The 17,342-nt window shown below is 73.4% G+C and carries 13 protein-coding genes; 4 read left to right on the plus strand and 9 right to left on the minus strand.

What is annotated here, in order from left to right:
• Positions 1 to 199 precede the first annotated feature (199 nt).
• On the plus strand, positions 200 to 1,393 hold the full coding sequence (locus ACFY29_RS00505) for a low temperature requirement protein A (RefSeq protein ID WP_386982025.1): 1,194 nt from the start codon (positions 200 to 202) through the stop codon (positions 1,391 to 1,393).
• Positions 1,394 to 1,418: 25 nt separating this feature from the next.
• Here the strand turns inward: ACFY29_RS00505 and ACFY29_RS00510 are convergent, their stop codons facing one another.
• Both ACFY29_RS00510 and ACFY29_RS00515 read right to left on the minus strand, forming a co-directional pair.
• Positions 1,419 to 2,177 (minus strand): Asp/Glu racemase, encoded by a 759-nt coding sequence (locus tag ACFY29_RS00510; protein WP_386982028.1) that lies wholly within the window; start codon positions 2,175 to 2,177, stop codon positions 1,419 to 1,421.
• Positions 2,174 to 3,001 (minus strand): hypothetical protein, encoded by an 828-nt coding sequence (locus tag ACFY29_RS00515; protein ID WP_386982031.1) that lies wholly within the window; start codon positions 2,999 to 3,001, stop codon positions 2,174 to 2,176. The genes ACFY29_RS00510 and ACFY29_RS00515 overlap by 4 nt, the downstream gene beginning before the upstream one ends.
• Before the next feature lie 246 nt (positions 3,002 to 3,247).
• On the opposite strand from ACFY29_RS00515, the gene ACFY29_RS00520 reads away from it, so the two are divergent.
• Both ACFY29_RS00520 and ACFY29_RS00525 read left to right on the plus strand, forming a co-directional pair.
• Positions 3,248 to 3,454: a hypothetical protein gene (locus ACFY29_RS00520; RefSeq protein WP_252415601.1), complete on the plus strand. Its 207-nt coding sequence runs from the start codon at positions 3,248 to 3,250 to the stop codon at positions 3,452 to 3,454.
• Between the two features lie 261 nt (positions 3,455 to 3,715).
• Positions 3,716 to 4,675 (plus strand): TIGR03557 family F420-dependent LLM class oxidoreductase, encoded by a 960-nt coding sequence (locus ACFY29_RS00525; protein WP_386982035.1) that lies wholly within the window; start codon positions 3,716 to 3,718, stop codon positions 4,673 to 4,675.
• 117 nt (positions 4,676 to 4,792) lie between these two features.
• Here the strand turns inward: ACFY29_RS00525 and ACFY29_RS00530 are convergent, their stop codons facing one another.
• The 5 genes from ACFY29_RS00530 to ACFY29_RS00550 form a co-directional block, all read right to left on the minus strand.
• Positions 4,793 to 6,307 (minus strand): hypothetical protein, encoded by a 1,515-nt coding sequence (locus ACFY29_RS00530; RefSeq protein ID WP_386982038.1) that lies wholly within the window; start codon positions 6,305 to 6,307, stop codon positions 4,793 to 4,795.
• A gap of 185 nt (positions 6,308 to 6,492) precedes the next feature.
• Entirely contained in the window at positions 6,493 to 8,589 is a 2,097-nt protein-coding gene (locus tag ACFY29_RS00535) for an amino acid transporter (RefSeq protein WP_386982041.1), read from the minus strand.
• Between the two features lie 87 nt (positions 8,590 to 8,676).
• Complete coding sequence (locus ACFY29_RS00540; RefSeq protein ID WP_355608888.1) at positions 8,677 to 9,066, minus strand: hypothetical protein; 390 nt, start codon at positions 9,064 to 9,066, stop codon at positions 8,677 to 8,679.
• A 390-nt stretch (positions 9,067 to 9,456) separates the two neighbouring features.
• Positions 9,457 to 10,227 (minus strand): DUF5995 family protein, encoded by a 771-nt coding sequence (locus ACFY29_RS00545; RefSeq protein ID WP_386982044.1) that lies wholly within the window; start codon positions 10,225 to 10,227, stop codon positions 9,457 to 9,459.
• A 134-nt stretch (positions 10,228 to 10,361) separates the two neighbouring features.
• On the minus strand, positions 10,362 to 13,259 hold the full coding sequence (locus ACFY29_RS00550) for an AAA family ATPase (RefSeq protein WP_386982047.1): 2,898 nt from the start codon (positions 13,257 to 13,259) through the stop codon (positions 10,362 to 10,364).
• A gap of 193 nt (positions 13,260 to 13,452) precedes the next feature.
• On the opposite strand from ACFY29_RS00550, the gene ACFY29_RS00555 reads away from it, so the two are divergent.
• The gene (locus tag ACFY29_RS00555; RefSeq protein ID WP_386982050.1) at positions 13,453 to 15,945 is read left to right on the plus strand and encodes an AAA family ATPase; all 2,493 of its coding nucleotides are present in this window, start codon (positions 13,453 to 13,455) and stop codon (positions 15,943 to 15,945) included.
• Between the two features lie 95 nt (positions 15,946 to 16,040).
• On the opposite strand, the gene ACFY29_RS00560 is transcribed toward ACFY29_RS00555, so the two are convergent.
• Positions 16,041 to 16,655, minus strand: coding sequence for a hypothetical protein (locus ACFY29_RS00560; RefSeq protein ID WP_386982052.1), 615 nt, complete (start codon positions 16,653 to 16,655; stop codon positions 16,041 to 16,043).
• A gap of 86 nt (positions 16,656 to 16,741) precedes the next feature.
• Positions 16,742 to 17,308: a dienelactone hydrolase family protein gene (locus tag ACFY29_RS00565; protein ID WP_386982055.1), complete on the minus strand. Its 567-nt coding sequence runs from the start codon at positions 17,306 to 17,308 to the stop codon at positions 16,742 to 16,744.
• Positions 17,309 to 17,342 lie beyond the last annotated feature (34 nt).

Consider the following 17,342-nt stretch of genomic DNA (forward strand, 5'->3'; position numbering starts at 1 on the left):
GGCCGTCCTGCGGGGCGGCGGGCCGGGGGCTCGGCCGTTCGGGCGGAACGACCGCGCGTCGACCGCCGAGGCCCGAGTCGATCACCCTCGGTCGAGGGAAGACCGGACAACCGGGAGGTAGCGTCGTCGGCTGCTCGCTACCGTCGGTCGAGGCAGGCGGATGGCCCCGCCGATTCGACCGGCACCGCAGGAGCAGCCCGTGCACTTCGCGCCGGACTCCGGGGCCGGCCCTCCGCTGCGCGACCCGGAGGGCCCACGCCGGGTGACGCTGCTCGAACTCTTCTTCGACCTGGTCTACGTGGTCGCGCTCGCACTGATCTCCCGGGGCATGGTCGAGGACCTCGACTGGCACCGGGCCGTTGAAGCGCTGATCCTGCTGGCCGCAGTCTGGTGGACCTGGGCCATCACCACCCTGGTCACCGACCTGTACGACCCGCAACGCAACGAGATCAAGCTGCTGATCACCGCGGTGATGTTCGGCGCGCTGCTGATGACCACCGCGATCCCGGAGGCGTTCGGCGCCCGGGGGCTGGTCTTCGCCGCCACCTACGTGGCGATCCACCTCGGCCGCGGGCTGTTCCTGATGCCCCTCGTGCGCAGGGAACCGCAGACCCAGCGCCGGGCGGCGCGGATCTTCGTCTGGTTCGCCGTGTCGGCGATCCCCTGGATCATCGGCGGGTACGTCAGCGACGACGCCCGGATCGCCTGCTGGGCCCTCGCGCTCGCCATCGACTACGGCGGTTTCCGGCTCGCGTACCCGGTGCCCGGCCTCGGGGTCGTGCCGGAGAAGCAGCGCAGCGTCACCGCGGAGCATCTCTCCGAGCGCTACCAGCAGTTCTTCATCATCGCCCTCGGCGACGCCATCCTGACCATCGGCACCATGTTCAGCCTGGCACACTCCGAGGTGGAGAACATCGGGTCGTTCGCGGTGGCGTTCCTGACCACCCTGGTGCTCTGGCGGATCTACGTGCACAAGTCCGGCGAGCTGCTGCCGGTGGCCATCAAGGCGTCCAAGGAGCCGAGCAAGTTCCTGTTCACCGCCCCGTACACCCACCTGCTGATGGTTGCCGGGGTGGCGACCACGGCCACCGGATTCCACCTGGTGCTGCACGAGCCGACCCAGCGGACGCCGCCGGCCTGGCTGGCGGTGATCCTGGGCGGCCCGGCGCTGTTCCTGGCTGGCCGGGCCGCGTTCGAGTACGAGGTGTTCAGCCGGGTGTCGCTGTCCCGCCCCGGCGGGCTGCTGGCGCTGCTGACCATCGCGCCCGCGGCGCTCTTCCTGCCACCAGTCTTCGCATCCCTCGGTGCCCTGCTGGTGCTGGCGGGCGTGGCGTATGCCGACTTTCGGCGCAGCCGCGGCAAGCCGCCGGAGGCCCCCGCCCCACCGCACTGAACCACCCGGTCGCCGGGCGGTCCGGTCAGCGCACCGCCGCCCCGGCCAGCAGCCGACCCGCGTCCGGCACGTACGGCTCGACGCCCAGGCCGGTGAGCAGTTGGTGCACGGTGGCGGTGGCCGCGGTGAGCACCGGGCGGCCGAGGCGGGCCTCCACCTGCGGTACCGCCGCCAGCGACGGCAGCTGGACGCAGGCGGAGAGGACCACCGCGTCCACGTCGGTCACGTCCAGCCGGTCGGCCAGCTCCACCAGGCGCTGCGCCGGGATCCGACCCACCGCGACGTTGTCCGGCTCGCTGAGACTCACCGCCTCCGTCACCCGCACACCGTGCGCGGCGAGGTAGCCGGCGACGGTCGCGGTCAGCGGCGGCAGGTACGGCGCGATCAGCGCCACCCGGCGGGCACCCAACGCACGCAGCCCGGCGACCAGCGCGCCCGCGCTGGTCACCACCGGCATCTCGTGACCGGCCCGGCCGGCCGCGCGGCCCAACCGCCGCTCGGCCCGCTCGTGCGCGCCGCTGCCCTCGCACATCACCGCCACCAGGCAGGCGTACGCGAGCACGTCGCAACGGGCGTCGGCCAGCTCGGCGGCGCACCGGAGGGCCGAACGGTTCATCCGGGCCAGCTCGTCGGGCGTCACCTGCTGCAGCCGGACCCTGCTGGCATGGGTGGTGAAGTGGACCGTCGGGTCGACGGTCTCGCGCCGTCGCAGCATCGCCGGGATCTCGGTCTCCATGGTGGTGTTCGAGCTGGGCACCACCAGCCCGATCCGATATCCGCTCACACCAGCGCCCCGGCGTACCCCCGGACCTGCAGGCGCTGCCCGGCGGCGCCGCCGAGGCGCACCTGGAGCCCGAGCGGCGCGGCGGCTCGGCGCACGTCGTCCAGGTGCAGGGAGCCGTGCCGGTCCACGGTGAGCACCGGCGGTTCCTCCAGCTCACCTTCCGGCGCGTGGAAGGAGAGCAGGGTGACCGAGGTGGTGAGGTAGCCCGGGTAGGCGGCGCGGGCCGCCGCCTCGTCCCGATGGGCGAGCACCACCAGGTCGTCGAGGTGGGCGAAGTCGGCGGCGAGACCTCCGGCCTTCCAGTGCGCCGGTTCCTCCGCCGCGCCGGTGAGGTGCCGGGACCGATTCGCCGAGGTGATGTAGAGGTGGTCCGACCCGGTCTCGGCGAGCGCCCGCTCGAAGAAGGCGTTGGACGGGCAGGTCAGCCCGGGCGCGATCACCTGGGTGGTGCGCAGCCCTCGGTCGACCTGGGTGAGATGCTCGGGCAGCCGGTCCGCCGCGGGGCCACGGAAGCCGAACGGACCGGCGCCGTAGAGGGCGTCCATCAGCGCCCGCACCCGGCCGACCGGCAGCCGGGGCGAGATCCGGGACCAGTCGAACATCGCCGGGATCCGGCCGACCGCGGTGGTGATGCTGCCAACCTGGTGGATCGGTCGGCCCTTGGCCAGGTTGACCCGGCGCACGGTGGCCGCGTCCGGGCGGGTGACGATGACGTAGAAGTTGGCAAACGCCGCCGCGACAACCGCGCCGCCGGCCAACGCGCGGGCCGCAGCCGCGACGTCCTCGGGGCGGTCGATGTACAGGGGCGGTGTCGGCGCGTCCATGAGTCCTCCTCGGCGGGGCCGTGAGGCAGTTCTACGTCCGGCGACGCGTACGGCGGCCGGGTTGGTCGTCGATCCGATAGCCGGCCCGCACTACCCGATGCGGGCGGCCGATGCCCGGGCCGTACCGACGGCGGACGCCATCGGCCGGACGGACGATCCCGGTGGTTGTCGCGGGCCGTTAGCCGCGAGACCGGATTGGGTACAACGCCTGCACCTCGACCCACCACATTCCTTCAGGAGGCAGCGATGCGCGGCACCTCGATACTCGGAGTCATCGTCGTGATCTGGCTGATCATCGGCGCGATCGCCGGCGGCCAGCGGGGCTACTACAGCGGTGACGACACCAACTGCGCCGAAGCCGGCACCATCCTGGTCACCATCGTGGCCGGGCCACTGAACTACATCGGCGCCAACCCCAAGGTCGACTGCAAGCTGCCCGAGCCGTCCAAGTAGGACACAGACGCCGGCCCGCGCCCGTCCGGGGCGCGGGCCGTTCGCTGTCCGGACCATGCCGCAGCGGAACGCGGGCGCGTCGGAGGCTCCGCCGACCGTCCGTCCCCCGCCGGGGTCCACGCGGCCGTCGGAGGCACCGCACATCGCCTAAGGCGTCCTAGGAGGCTGGCTAGCTGGCCGTCCCGCGTTTGTCGGTCCCGAGGCCGGGAACCGCTCCGGCGTCAGTCGCCGGGCGGAACCGGACCGAATCGGGAGCATGGCATGCAGATCGGCTACAAGCTGGCCTCGGAGGGCTACGGGCCGCAGGAGATCATCCGGCAGGCCGTCCGGGCGGAGCAGGTCGGTTTCGACTTCGTGGAGATGAGCGACCACTTCCACCCCTGGCTGGACGTCCAGGGCCACTCGTCGTTCACCTGGAGCGTGCTCGGCGCGATCGCGGCGAAGACCAGCAACTTGCGCCTGGCCACCGGCGTCACCTGCCCGACCGTGCGCTACCACCCGGCGATCATCGCGCAGGCCGCGGCGACCATGGCGCTGATCTCCGACGGACGGTTCACCCTCGGCGTGGGCGCCGGCGAGCGGCTCAACGAGCATGTGGTCGGGCAGGGCTTCCCCAGCGTGCAGGGCCGGCACGAACGGCTGCGCGAGGCTCTGGAGATCATCCGGCTGCTCTGGCAGGGCGGCTACCAGTCGTACGAGGGCCGGCATCTGCACCTGGAGGACGCTCGGCTCTTCGACCTGCCGGACACACCGCCGGTGATCGCGGTGGCGGCCAGCGGCGAAGCGTCGGCCCGGCTCGCGGCCGAGCTGGGTGACGGGCTGTTCGCCACCGAACCGGAGGCGTCGATCGTCGAGCACTACCGGCGCGCCGGCGGAGCGGGCCCGCGCTACGCCGAGGCGCCGTTGGCCTGGGCCAGCGACGAGCAGCAGGCGGTGCGGGCGGTGTTGCAGACCAGCCGGTGGATGGTCACCGGCTGGAAGGTGATGAGCGAGCTGCCCAACCCGGTCAACTTCGACGCGGCCAGCTCGTACGTCGAGGAGAAGCACATCCGCGAGCTCTTCGCCGTCGGACCCGACCCGGAGCCGCACGTGGCCAAGGTCCGGTCGTACGTCGAGGCGGGCTTCGACCACATCGTGCTGCAGAACGCCGGGCCCGACCCGGATGGTTTCCTCGACTTCTTCGCCGGAGAGCTGTCCGGTCGGCTGCGCGCGCTGGGTTGAGTCGCCGCCAGCCGTGAACGACAGCCGCCGCGAGCCGTGACGACACCGGCCGCCCGGACGATCGCCGTGATCGTCCGGGCGGCCGGCCGCGCTCCGGATGGCTGCGCGGGTCGCTGCTCAGCGGAAGCAGTGCGCGATCGGCACCGCGCTGCCCTCGCAGTTGGTCGGCTCGTTCTCGACGACCACGCTCTCGTCGTCGATCCTGGCCCCGGCGTGCTCGGCGAAGATGCCGCTCGGCTTCACCGTGGCCGCGTTCCCGGTGACCTTGCTGGTGTAGATCGCCACCGAGCCCGCGGTGGCAAAGATGCCGCCGCCCTTGGACGTCGCGCCGACCGCCTCGTTACCGGTGACGTCGCTGCCGCGAACCAGCAGGTTCGACTTGGCGGCGTAGATGCCGGCGCCGATGCCGTGGGTGGTGTTGCCGTCGACCACGCTGTCGTCGAGCGGCAGCAGGCCCTGCACGGTGGAGATGCCACCGCCGTTGACGGTGGAGGTGTTGCCGCGGATGGTCATCTTGCGCATCACCAGCACCGCGTCGGAGTTCGCGGCGCCGCCGCCGACCTGGGCGGTGTTGTTCAGCAGCTCGGTCTCGTAGACCTTGGTCCGGGCCGAGAAGCTGGCCAGCCCGCCACCCTGGCCGGCGCTGTTCTCCGCGAAGGTGGTGCTCTCCACGTCGGCCGCGCCCCGGAAGTTGCCAAGCCCTCCGCCGTAGGCATTGGCGCTGTTGCGGTGGAACTCGGAGCGCTTCAGCGTCAGTACGCCGCCGTTGAGCAGGCCCCCGCCCTTGCCCGCGGCGCCGGCGGCGCTGTTGCCGATGAAGGTGGAGTCGGTGACCACCATGTTGCCGTCGTTGAAGATCCCACCGCCGCCGCCCTCCGGGGACAGCGAGGTGCTCTGGGTGACGGTGACCCGCTCCACCACGGCCGTGGCGCCGTGCACCACGTGCACGCTGCCGCCCTCGATGGCCGAGCGGCCGTTGTGCAGCTCCACGTCGCGCAGGGTCAGCTCGCCACCGTCGCGGACGGTGAAGAAGCGGAACGCCGGGGCCTGGGCGTCGCGGGCGATGGTGGCGCCGGCGCCGTCAATGGTGATGGGCTGGTAGATCACCGGCAGACCAGCGGTGTCGTCGGCCGGGTTGTGCGGCGGCGCGTCCGCGTCACCGGGGGTCTCCGCGGCGTCGGCCGCCTCCCGCGCGTCGCGGATCCCACCGTCGTACTGGTCCTTCTCCTGGAACGCGTCGGTGAGGGTGTACCGGCACTTGGGCGCGAGCCGCAGCTCCGCGCCACCCTCGGCGTTGGCTGCCACCAGCGCCGCCACCAGCTTCGCCGCGTCGCAGGGCACCGACACGACGCCGCGCTTGCCGGTGCCCGGCGTGTTCGGTTGGCCCGGCTCGCCGCCGCGGCCCCCGTCGCGCTCCGGGGCAGTCGGGTCGGCGGCCTCCCGGTCGTCTTCACCCCGCGCCTCGGCAGCGGTCAACCTGCCCAGGCCCGAGAGGGAGAGGTCGCGGTCGGCGGCGGCGGCGCCGCCGGCCACTCCCACCACCAGGCTCCCGGCCAGGAGCCCGCCGGCTAAGAACCATCGGGACCGCCGCCTGGGTCGGGCCGGGCGATCTCCTCCACGATAAGTGGACATCAAGGTGCCTACCTTCCTGCCTGGGTGAACGTGACCGCGCGCCGATCCGGGCGCGGGGGGCTCGACGTGCCGCCGGCCACCAAAGGTCACGATAAGTCCGCAATACGGACAAGAAGGCGTGAACGTGAATAGTGTTGCCATTCACGTTCAAAGTCGTCAAACGGTGTACGGGACGGTCACCACGGTCAGCCGCCGACGTGGATACCGGGCCGGCGCAGCGGGTCCGGCTCGGTGCGGCGAATGATCTCCCGCACCACGGGCGGAGTGTCTCCCCGGCCAAGGATGAGGTAACGCAGCAGGTGCGCGATCGGGCTTCCCTCCGACCACTCGAAGTGCCCGTGCGGCCGGACCCCGGTGGCGTCGCGCAGGGCCAGCAGGATCGCGGCGATCGCGTTGGGCACGGCAGGGCTGCTGGCCCGCAGCACCCGGAACCCGCCCACCTCGACCCCGTGCACCCGCAACACGTGCCTGAACTCCGACGGGTCGACCACGTCGATCTCCAGGAACAGCACGTCGGCGGCCCCGGGCACCGGGTTCATCCCGCGCTGCGCACGCTCCTTGATCGTGTATTCCTTTACCGACCCGCTCTGCCGCTTGTTCGCGATCAGGTGCAGCTGCCCGTCGTGGGCCAGCGACTCGGCGACGAACCGGCGGGCCGGCTCGTCGAACTCGATCCGCTCGGCGCGCAGCTCGGTGGTCCGGGTGACCCGGGAGATCAGCGAGACCACGATGATGCCGAGAATGAACAGCGCGGAGATGGTGATTCCGTCCGGCTGCTCGATGACGTTCTCCAGCAGCGCGTACAGCAGCACCAGGGTCAGCACGGTGAAGCCGACGGCGGCCGAGCGCTGGCGACGGCGGGCCGCGGAGATGGTGACCGCCACCGCGCCGGAGACCATCATCGCCAGGATCCCGGTGGCGTACGCCCCGGCCTGGGCGTTGACGTCGGCCCGGAACGCGATCGTGATGGCGACGCTGACCAGGGTGTAGACGATGACCACCGGGCGCACCGCCCGCGCCCACTCCGGGGCCATGCCGTAGGAGGGCAGGTAGCGGGGCACGATGTTGATCAGGCCGGCCATCGCCGAGGCGCCGGCGAACCAGAGGATGAACACGCTGCTCACGTCGTAGACGGTGCCGAAGACCTCGCCCAGGTAGCGGTGCGCCAGGAAGGCCAGCGCCCGGCCGTTCGCGGCGCCGCCCGGCCGGAACTCCTCGGCCGGGATGAGCGCCGTGGTCACGAAGGTGGTCGAGATCAGGTAGACCGACATGATCAACGCGGCGGTGGTGAGCAGCCGGCGGGTATTGCGGATCCGGGCAGCCAGCCGGGCCTGCGGGTCCGGCCCGTCGGCTGCCACGAGCGGCATCATGCTGACCCCGGTCTCGAACCCGGACAGCCCCAGCACCAGCAGAGGGAAAGCCATCACGGCGGTGAGCAGCACGTTGCCCAACCCGCCGCCCTCCGCGGTCAGCGCGGCGGTCCAGTCCGACACGATGCCCGGGTCGGCGACGATCCGGGCCACCGCGACCACCACGATCACCGCGTTGAGCAGCAGGAAGACCACGACCAGCGGGATGGCCACCACCACGGCCTCGCGGAAGCCGAGCAGGAACACCCCACCGAGGATGAGCAGCAGCACCACCGTGACCACGACCGGAACGACGGGGCTGTGCAGGGTGTCCGGCAGCAACGGATTTTCCAGCAGGTGCACGGTCGCGTCAGCCGAGGAGAGGGTGATCGTGATGATCCAGGAGGTGGCCACGAAGCCCAGCAGCACGAGCACGAAGATCTTGCCCCGCCAAAACGGCAGCAGCCGCTCCAGCATCGCCACCGAGCCCTGCCCGTGCGGGCTCTCCTGGGCCACCCGCCGGTACATCGGCAGCATTCCGAACAGGGTGAGGGCGACGATCAGCAGGGTCGCGAGCGGGGAGAGCGCGCCGGCCGCCACCGCCGCGATGCCCGGCAGGTACGACAGGGTGGAGAAGTAGTCCACGCCGGTCAGGCACATCACCTGCCACCAGGAGTGCGCCCGACTCTGCGCCTCGGTCGCCTCCGGGCCCGGCGGCTGCACCTGGTGCTGAAAGAACCACCGGCGCAGCGGGCTCGCCGGCGGCGCCGGCCGGACCGGGCCGGCCACCCGTTCGGGCATCACGACACCCTGCCGGCCGCCCGGGTGCGCGCGGGCCGGGTCGCGGGCGGCGCGCAGCGCCGGGTCCGGCCCGGTGGGCGGGTGGCGACGTCCGCTGCCGCGTCGTGGTTTCGCCCGGTGCTCGTCAGCCATCGCCCGTCCCACCCTCGCAGGTCCTGATCCGACCGTAGGCGGTACGTAGTGGCCCGGCCGGTGGAACCGGGCAGGCAGACGGCCTGCTCAGGGCAGGTCCGGGCCGACGAACAGCCGCGCCAGGGCGGGCGGGTCGGCGACGGTCACCGTGGCCGCCGGGTGCCGGAGCCACCCCCCGGGCGCCAGGGCCGGCACCGGTACGCCGAAGCGCAGGCAGACCCCGCCTGCCGCGGTGCTGCCGAAGCTCACACCGCGATCGGCCAGCGACACGTGCGGGCCGATCACCCGCCACCACCGGTACGGGCCGCTCACCTCGACGCCGGTCACGTTGTCCCGATCGGTCCGCAACTGCCACGGCCCGTACCGGATCAGCAGTTCCCGGTCGCTGACGGTGACCCAGGCGGTTGCCGGCCGGACGCCCAGCAGCGCCAGGGCGGGGCGGAACACCGGGTCGAAGCGGAACGGGAACCGCGTCACGGGGCCGGTCATCCCGCACCGGGCCGGATGGCGGGTCGAGGCACCGGGCCGCCCGGCCGCAGTGGGCCGGGCCGCGCGGGCCGGGGTCGGGCGGCGGGCCGGCGCCGGGCCAGGACGGTCATGGCGCGGGCGTACCCGGAACTTGCCCGGCGACACCCCTCGTCCCGCCGGATCTCCCGCCGTCCCTCCCCGCCGCCTCTCCCCCACCGGCGGCCGGCCCGCCCCCGGGCCGGCCGCCGGTGTCAGCCGGTCGGCACCCCCCGGGTCGACCGGCTGTCCCCTCGGGGCCGACCGAGTTTCTCGGACCGGCCACGTGGAACTGGCGGGAGGGATGCGTCCCCGCGCTCCGCCCACCCCCCTGGGGCGGAGCGCGGGAACCCCCCGTCCCGGCTACTGCAGGAACGCCCCCAGGGGCGAGAGCAGCAGCCGACCGAGCGCCGCGGCATTGTCGTCCAACCGCGTGCGCTCACACTCGCGGGCGTCCGGATCGTGCCGGCACCGCCAGATCTTCTGCGCGTTGCGCCAGGCGACATCGCGGGTGTACTCGACCAGCTCCCCCTGGTACCAGTCGTCGATGTCACCGTTGAGCATGTCGATGAGCAGCTGCCACCGCTCCAGGTAACCCCGGCGCAGGCCGGGGATCTTGTCCGCGAAGATGTTGTTGATCTCGAGGTAGTCGTGGTGCTGGTCGCTGCCGTCGACCGGCTCCGACTCCAGGTGGTCGAACGTTGTCACCAGCGCGAACGGCAGGTCGAAGTTGATGTGCGCGTTGACCCCGGCGGCCGCCGAGGGCAGCGGGCGCGCATCCGGCCCACGCATCCGCTCGAACAGGCACGACCAGGCCTTCGGGGTGCCCGGGCTGGAGTCGGTCCACAGTCGCAGCGCGTCGAAATACCGCGCCGCGAACTCGACGTCCAGGCGGGAGAGGAACGCCGGGTCGACGAAGCGGTCGTCGTACAGCCCGTCCAGCACACTGCTGGTGATGGTCAGGTACAGCTTGTTGAAGTCGGCCAGCGGGCAACTCTCCTCCAGCGGAGGCAACCGCACCAGCATGTCCTGGAGCTTGGCGAGGTGATCGACCACGGCCGGCACGTCCGCGGGGTGGTCGGCGAGCAGGTCGACGATGTCCCGGTGCACGGGCCCCCAGACCGGTTCGGTCATCTCTCCTCCATGGTGGTCCGCAGCACCCCCGTGCCGCCGTCGACGGTGCTCAGCCTTTCAGCCGACACCCGCCCGTCGGATCAGTAGAACGACGTATCCCGGCGCGCACAGGCGCCGGCTGACGGACCGGTCGGTCAGCCGCGCCGGTTGCGCAACTGGATCGCGCTGGCCTGGACGCGGGTGCGGACCTGGAGCTTGTCGAAGATGTGCGACACGTGCACGCCGATGGTCCGCTCGCTGATGAACAGCCGCTGCCCGATCTCCTTGTTGGTCAGCCCCTCGGCGACCAGGGAGAGCACCTCGCGCTCCCGCACGGTGAGCGCCGCCAGCTCGTCGTCGACCGGCTCGGCCGCCGTACCCGGCGTGCCGTTGGTGGCCTCGCGCTCCTCCAGCGGCACCCGGGCTCGCCCGGCCAGCTCCCGGATCTCCGAGGTCAACGGCACCGCACCCAACCCCTGCGCCACCCCGTACGCCTCGCGCAGCAGCTTGCCGGCGGTGGCCACCCGGCTGCGCCGGGCCAGCAGCGCCTCGGCCTGCCGCAGCCGCGAGTACGCCGCCGGGTAGGGGTGGTTGCGACGGTCCCACTCGGCGACCGAGTTGGCCCACAGCTCCGGATCGCTGCCGTCGAGGCGGCTCACCTCGGCGGCGCAGAGCGCCAGGAAGCCGTCCACCACCGAGCGCACCGGTCGGGCCGCGGACGCGCTCTTGCGGGCCACCCGTTCGGCGGTCTCCCGCAGCCGGCGCACCGCCGTCGGGTCCACCGCTACGGTGCGGCTGGCGTGCGCCTCCGCCTCCGCGCGCAGGCCGTGCCAGACCAGCGCGGAGAGGATCGTCACGTCGTCGGAGCGACTCTCGGTCAGGCCGCGCTGCACCGCCTGCCGCGCCACGTCGTGCCGGCCCTCCCACATGGCCAGCCCGGCGCGCAGGGTGAGCAGCGGGATGACGTGCCGCGCACCACCGCCGGCGAGCACGGTGGCCACCGCGTCGAGGTCCCGGCCGGCGGCCTCGATGTCGCCGTAGCCCACCGAGAGCCGGCACCGGGCCAGGAGCAGCTCCACGGCGTCCGCGCCGGACGGGCGGTGCCGCAGCGCGGCGGCGACCACCTTCTCCGCCTCGGCCCACTGGCCCACGCGGAACAGGCCGTTGGTGGCGATGGCCAGCAGCCGGGTCTCCCAGGTGCGGCCCAGCCCCAGCTCGGCCACCCGCTCGGCGCCCCGCCGGGCCACCACCACCCCCTCTTCGAGGATGTTCAGCGGCCCGGTCAGCAGCTCCGCCAGGTGCAGGTACGCGCAGGCCACATCCTCCGGCTTACCGGCGCGCTCGGCGGTGTCGAGGGCCTGGCGCATCACCGCGAGCCCGGCGTCCGGGTCCTCCAGATAGGCGTCGCTGAAGCCGAGCGCCGCACTGGCCAGCACCACCTCGGTGGTGGAACCCTCCACCGTGGCGGCCAACTCCAGCGCCTCCCGGGCCCGCTGGCCTGCGTCGGCGTACCGGCCCAGGTGCAGCAGCAGCTCGGCCAGGTGCGCGGCGGCGGTGGCCCGGTCACGTGGCGAGCAGTCCGCCGCCACCAACGCCCGCTGGTACTCCTCCTCGGCCAGCGCCGAGCGCCCCGCGGCAGCCAGGTAGCGGGCCCGGCGGATGTGCAGCGCGCAGGTCGGCTCGCCACCCTGCACCGCGGCCAGCTCCTCCAGCAGGGCCAGCGCGCGGGCGTGCTCCCCACAGTGGTGGGCCGACTCGGCGGCGTGCCCGAGCAGCTCGACCCGGTCCACCGCCAGCGAGCCCGGGTCACCGGCCAGCTGCAACGCCGCCGACCAGTGCCGGTGCGCCTCGGCGTAGCCGTGCAGCCGCTCGGCCTCCTGCGCGGCGGCCACCGCCGCCGGCAACGCCCGGGCCGGCTCACCGGCCAGCCGCCAGTGGTGCGCCAACCGGGCCTGGTGCAGCTCGCCCGGTGCCGCGGTCAACGCCTCGGCGTAGCGGCGGTGCAGCCCGGAGCGCTCGGCCGGCAGCAGCTCGTGTGCCAGCACCTCGGCGACGAGCCTGTGCCGCAGCCGGTAGCCGTCGTCGGCGCCGACCAGCAGCCGGTGCGCCACCGCGGCGCGGGCCGCCTCGATCAGCTCCTCCTCCGGCAGCCGGAGCACCTGGGCCAGCATCCAGTGCTGCACCGGCTCGACGCCGGTGGCCACCGCGTGCACCACTGCGTGTGCGTGCTGGGGCAGCGCGTCGACCCGGGCGAGGAAGATCTCGCGCAGCGTCTCCGACAGCCCGTCCCGGCCGTCGCGCAGGTCGCGGGCCAACTCCTCGATGACGAACGGGTTGCCGCCGCTGCGCTGCCACACCTGCTCGGCCGCGTCGGCGGACAAGGTCCGGCCGACCACCGCGGCGGCGAGCCGTTCGGTGCCCGCCCGGTCCAGCGGGGCCAGGTCGAGCACCCGCACCGTCCGCAACCGGCGCAGCTCGGTGAGCACCCGGCGTAGCGGGTGTGCGCCCTGCAACGACTCGGCACGCACCGCGGCCAGTACCGAGAGCTGGAGGTCGCCGAGCCCGGCCAGCAGGTACAGCAGCAGCTGCCGGGTGCTCCGGTCGACCCACTGCAGGTCGTCCAGGATCAGCACCAGCGGCCGTCCCTCGGCGATCAGGTGCAGCCCGCGGGAGACCCGCTCCAGCAGCGCACCCGCGCCGTCCGGGCCGGCGGTCTCGTCGGCGAACATCTGCAACAGCCCACGGACCGCCGAGGAGGTGCGGGCCTGCGAGGCGGACAAATCAGCGTCGAAGCGCCGCAACGCCTGCAACAGCGGGTGCAGCGGGGAGGCGTCGCCGATGTCCAGACAACTGCCGGTGAGCACCAGTGCGCCCTGGTCACGCAGTTGGGCGCCGATCTCGCCGAGCAGCCGGGTCTTACCCACGCCACTCTCACCGGTCAGGAAGACGGCGGCGGTCTGCCCGTGCGAGACGTCACCGAGCAGCGCGGTCCGAACCGTCTGCACCAGCTCGGCTCGGCCCACGAGCGGTGCAGTGTCCACATCGCTGGCCATGGCACGCAGCCTAATCACACGCCCCCGAACCGTTCTACGGCCATCTCCCGCTTGTGGTACTCCTCGCGTCGACATTGCGACTAAAGGTTGCGGTGGGCCGACATACGTCGTTCTGCCGATCCCCTGTCGGCCCAGGAGTGCCAATCTCCGAAGGTCGTCAACCATCAGCTGGGGAAAGGCCGGTGCGATACCCATGAGCAGCACCGTCGTCGACATGCAGCGGACCGCCCACCGACACTGGCCGGTGCCGGAGGAGAGACGCACGGTAACCGTGCTCTTCGCCGACATCGTCGGCTCCACCGCGCTGGTCGACCGGCTGGACCCGGAGGACGTCCGGGCGCTGCAACGGGCCTACTTCGACACCGTCGGCGGTGTGCTGCACCGCTGGCACGGGGTGGTCGAGAAGTACGTCGGCGACGCGGTGATGGCGCTCTTCGGCGCGCGGCACTCCGACGGCTTCGACGCGTACCGCGCGGTCCGCGCCGGACTGGAGATCCAGGCCGCGCTGGACCGTCGGCAGATGGTCGGGGACATCAAGCTGCGGGTGCGGGTCGGTGTGGCCACCGGCGAGGTGGTGGTCGACCTGGGCGGCGCCGTCAGCGGCGGCCACGGCGTGGCCAGCGGCGCGGTGATCACCACGGCTGCCCGCCTGCAGGAGTACGCGCCACCCGGCGCCGTCGCGCTCTGCGCGACCACCGCCCGGGCCACCGCCGGCCTGATCGCCCAGCGCCAACTGGCGCCGGTGCCGGTCTCCGGTCGGGTGCCGCCGATGCCGGTCTGGCACGCCGTCGGCCCCGTACGACCCAGCGCCGACCGGCACGACGGCCCCCTGATCGGCCGCCGCCGCGAGCTGGCCACCCTCCGGGACCAGCTGAGCCGGGCAGTCCGCGAGCAGAACCCGCGCTGGGTGTCCCTGGTCGGCCCGACCGGCAGCGGCCGCAGCCGACTGCTGCACGAACTGACCCGTTCGCTGACCACGGTGGACGGAGTGGCGGTGCGCTGGTGCGTGGCGACCTGCCAGCCGTACCCCGACCAGGTGCTGGCGCCGGTCGCGGAGCTGCTCCGCGATTTCGCCGGGATCCGCCACGGTGACGGCCCGGCGATGGTCCGCGACCGGCTGGCCAACGCCCTGACGCCGCTGCTCCCGCCGGCCCGGGTCGCGGCGGCGGTGCCGGCGCTGGAGCGGCTGCTGACCGCACCGGACGGCTCGGCCGCGGCGCTGGCCGGCGCGGCGATCTGCCGGGACGCCCTGCTGCGCCTGGCCGCCCACCGGCCGCTGTTCGTCGCCGTGGACGACCTGGACCGTGCCGCGCCCGCGGTGAGCCGCTTCCTGCACGCACTGTTCACCGCGGCCACCGCGCGACGGGTGCCGCTGGCCGTGGTCACCCTGCACCAGCCCCAGTGGGCCGACACCCGGCCCGGCCCCGCCCGGCGGATGGCGATCCGGCCGCTGGCCGCAGTGCAGTCCGGGCGACTGCTGCGTCAGCTGTTGACCCGCGCCGGGCAGCCGGTGGCCCTGGTCGACCGGCTGCTTCCGCTGGTGGGCGGCCGGCCCGGGCACGCGGCCGCGTACGTGGCATCCATCGGGGATGGTGCGGACCCGGCGGCGCTCCCGCTGCCGGAGGCGGTGCGCCGGGCCGTCGGCGCGGAGCTGGACCGGCTCGACGGCGAGCGCCGGGCGGTGCTGATGGCCGCCGGCACGCTCGACGGCGTGATCTCCGACGCGGCGCTGGACCGGGTGCTCGGCTGGACCCCCGGGCGGTCCGCTCCCGTTCTGCGCGCGCTCGTCGCCGCCGGGCTGCTGTTCCCCCGCCGCGCCAGCGGGTACGCCTTCGCGGCGCCCGCGCTGCGCCGGGTCGCCGCCGAGCGACTGCCCCGCGCGTTGCGCGCCGTCTTCGCCCTCCGGGCCGCCGACGCCGCCCGCCTCGACGCTGTCCAACTCGACGCCAGCCACCTCGACACCAGCCACCTCGACGCCGTCGACCCGGACGTCCTTCGACGGGAGGCGAGCCCCGCCGCCGACCGGCCTGCCGGCGACCCCGTCGTCGGCGCCAGGTCTGCCGCCGTTGGTTCCGAGCGTGTCGGCGCTGCCACCGCACGCGCCGAGGTCGTGCGCCTCGACGCCGTCCGCTCCCAGGCCCGCCGCCTCGACGCCGTCTTCGCTGAGCTGGCCGCGGCGCGACCGAGCGGGTCCATCCAGCCCGCGGCGCGACCGAGCGGGTCCATCCAGCCCGCGGCGCGGCCGCGCGGGTCCGTCCAGCCTGCGCCGCTGCGCCGACACCTCCCCACCTCGACGGCGGCGGCCCCGCCGCCCGTGCCGAGTTCCGGGATCGGCCGTCCGGCGGCCGTCCGCCGGCTCCGCGCCGTCGCGTCGGCGGGCGACATGCCGTCGACGCGTTCCTCTGCGCTCGCCGTCCACCGCGCGGCCTCCCGGCTCGGCGCGCCCGTGGCGACCCTCTCCGGGGGTCATCCGCCCGTAGCCGCACCGGCGTCGCCGACCGGTGCATGCGCCGACGCTTCGCCGGCATCGGTCCGCGCGGCACCCACCGGGCCGGGGTCAGCCGGGCGACGCCCCCTGCCCGGCCACGGCGCGCTGGCCGTCGTCGGTGCTCCGCCCGGCGCGGCGCACGCCGTACCCCGCCCGCCGCTGATCCGCTGGCCGGACGGCCTGGCCGCGTCCGCCTGACGGTCCGTCGGCGGATGTGGGCTGGTGGGCGAGGTACGGAGATCTACCGAACTCCTACGGCAGTTGCAGGGTAGGCGCCGGTCCAGGCGGCGAGGCTATTGCTGCGGGGCCGAGGGTGCAGTGGGGGTCACCGTCGGAGCGTCCGCTTGGCTTCCGCGTGCCTGAGGCAGACGTCTCTGTGGACGTCGGAGCGAGGCGACCGACCAACGGGATGTGCGTCCGGGGACGAGCGGGTGGGTCAGTGGTTCACCGTTGGACTCACGGATCTTCTGTTGCAGGAGGTGGAGCGTCGGCCACCAGTCGGGGTAGCGCTCCACCACCTCGACGAGAACCGGGCTCTGCCGCAACATCTGCGCGGGCCAGTGGTGCCACGAATGAGCGAAGTTGAAGGCGGGCAGGAGCGAGGCCATCTGCAGGTTGCACTCAAGTACGTCGCCGAGCAGTTCCGCGAGGGTCAACACCTTCGGCCGCTCCACGTCGTCCGTCGTGGCGGGCTTCCCGTCGAAGAAGTACGGGCGTGCCGACGGGTCGTGGAGCAGCCGTTCGTGCCAGGCGCGAATGAGGTTGTTGACCTCCACGAGGGCGGCGGCCGACCCGATCCCGTTGTTGATGCGGCTCTGTCTCGCGACCTCCCGGGTCTGCAGTGCGGAGAAGCCGAGCGATACCGCGACCAGCACCAGACCGACGACACTGAGGACTGTCTCATTCACGGCTACGTGCCCTTCGAGGACGGGAGTCTGTCCTCACGCTAGAAAAGTGCCGCAACCATCGACAGTCGTTGGGCCCGGACAGGTGCTCAGGGGGCGGCGAGGAAAGCCAGCACCCGTGGCCAGGTCGCCGCGGCGGCCTCCGGGGCGTACTCGGCGACGTCCGGGTCGGTGAACAGGTGCCCCACGCCCGGATAGCGGAAGACCGTCAGGTCGGTGCCGGCCTCGGTCATCGCCCGCTGCCACTCGTCGACCTCGTCCGGCGTGTCGTACGGGTCCGGGTCGGCGAGGTGCAGTTGCACCGGCAGGCCGGGCCGGACCGACTCCGGCGCCCCACCGGTGCCGTGCAGCAGGAGCAGACCGGCGCTGTCGGGACGCTCGGCCAGCAGCGCCCCGGCCACGCCGGCACCCATCGAGAAGCCGGCGAGCACCGCCTCCGCCGGCAGTTCCCGCAGCGCCGCCCGAGCCCGGTCGAGCACCACGTCCTGGCCGATCTTGTCGAGCAGCGCGAAGCCCTCCTCGACGGTGTCGGTGGCCGGAACGCCGTACAGGTCCGGGGTGACGACCCGGTGTCCGGCGGCGCGCAGCCGGTCCGCGGCGGCGCGCACGGCGGGCCGCAGCCCGTACACGGAGTGGAACAGCACGACGTGTCGCATCCGGCCATCCTGCCCCAGCTGGGCGTCGATCCGG

Source organism: Micromonospora sp. NPDC000668, from assembly GCF_042897975.1.
Lineage (GTDB): Bacteria > Actinomycetota > Actinomycetes > Mycobacteriales > Micromonosporaceae > Micromonospora.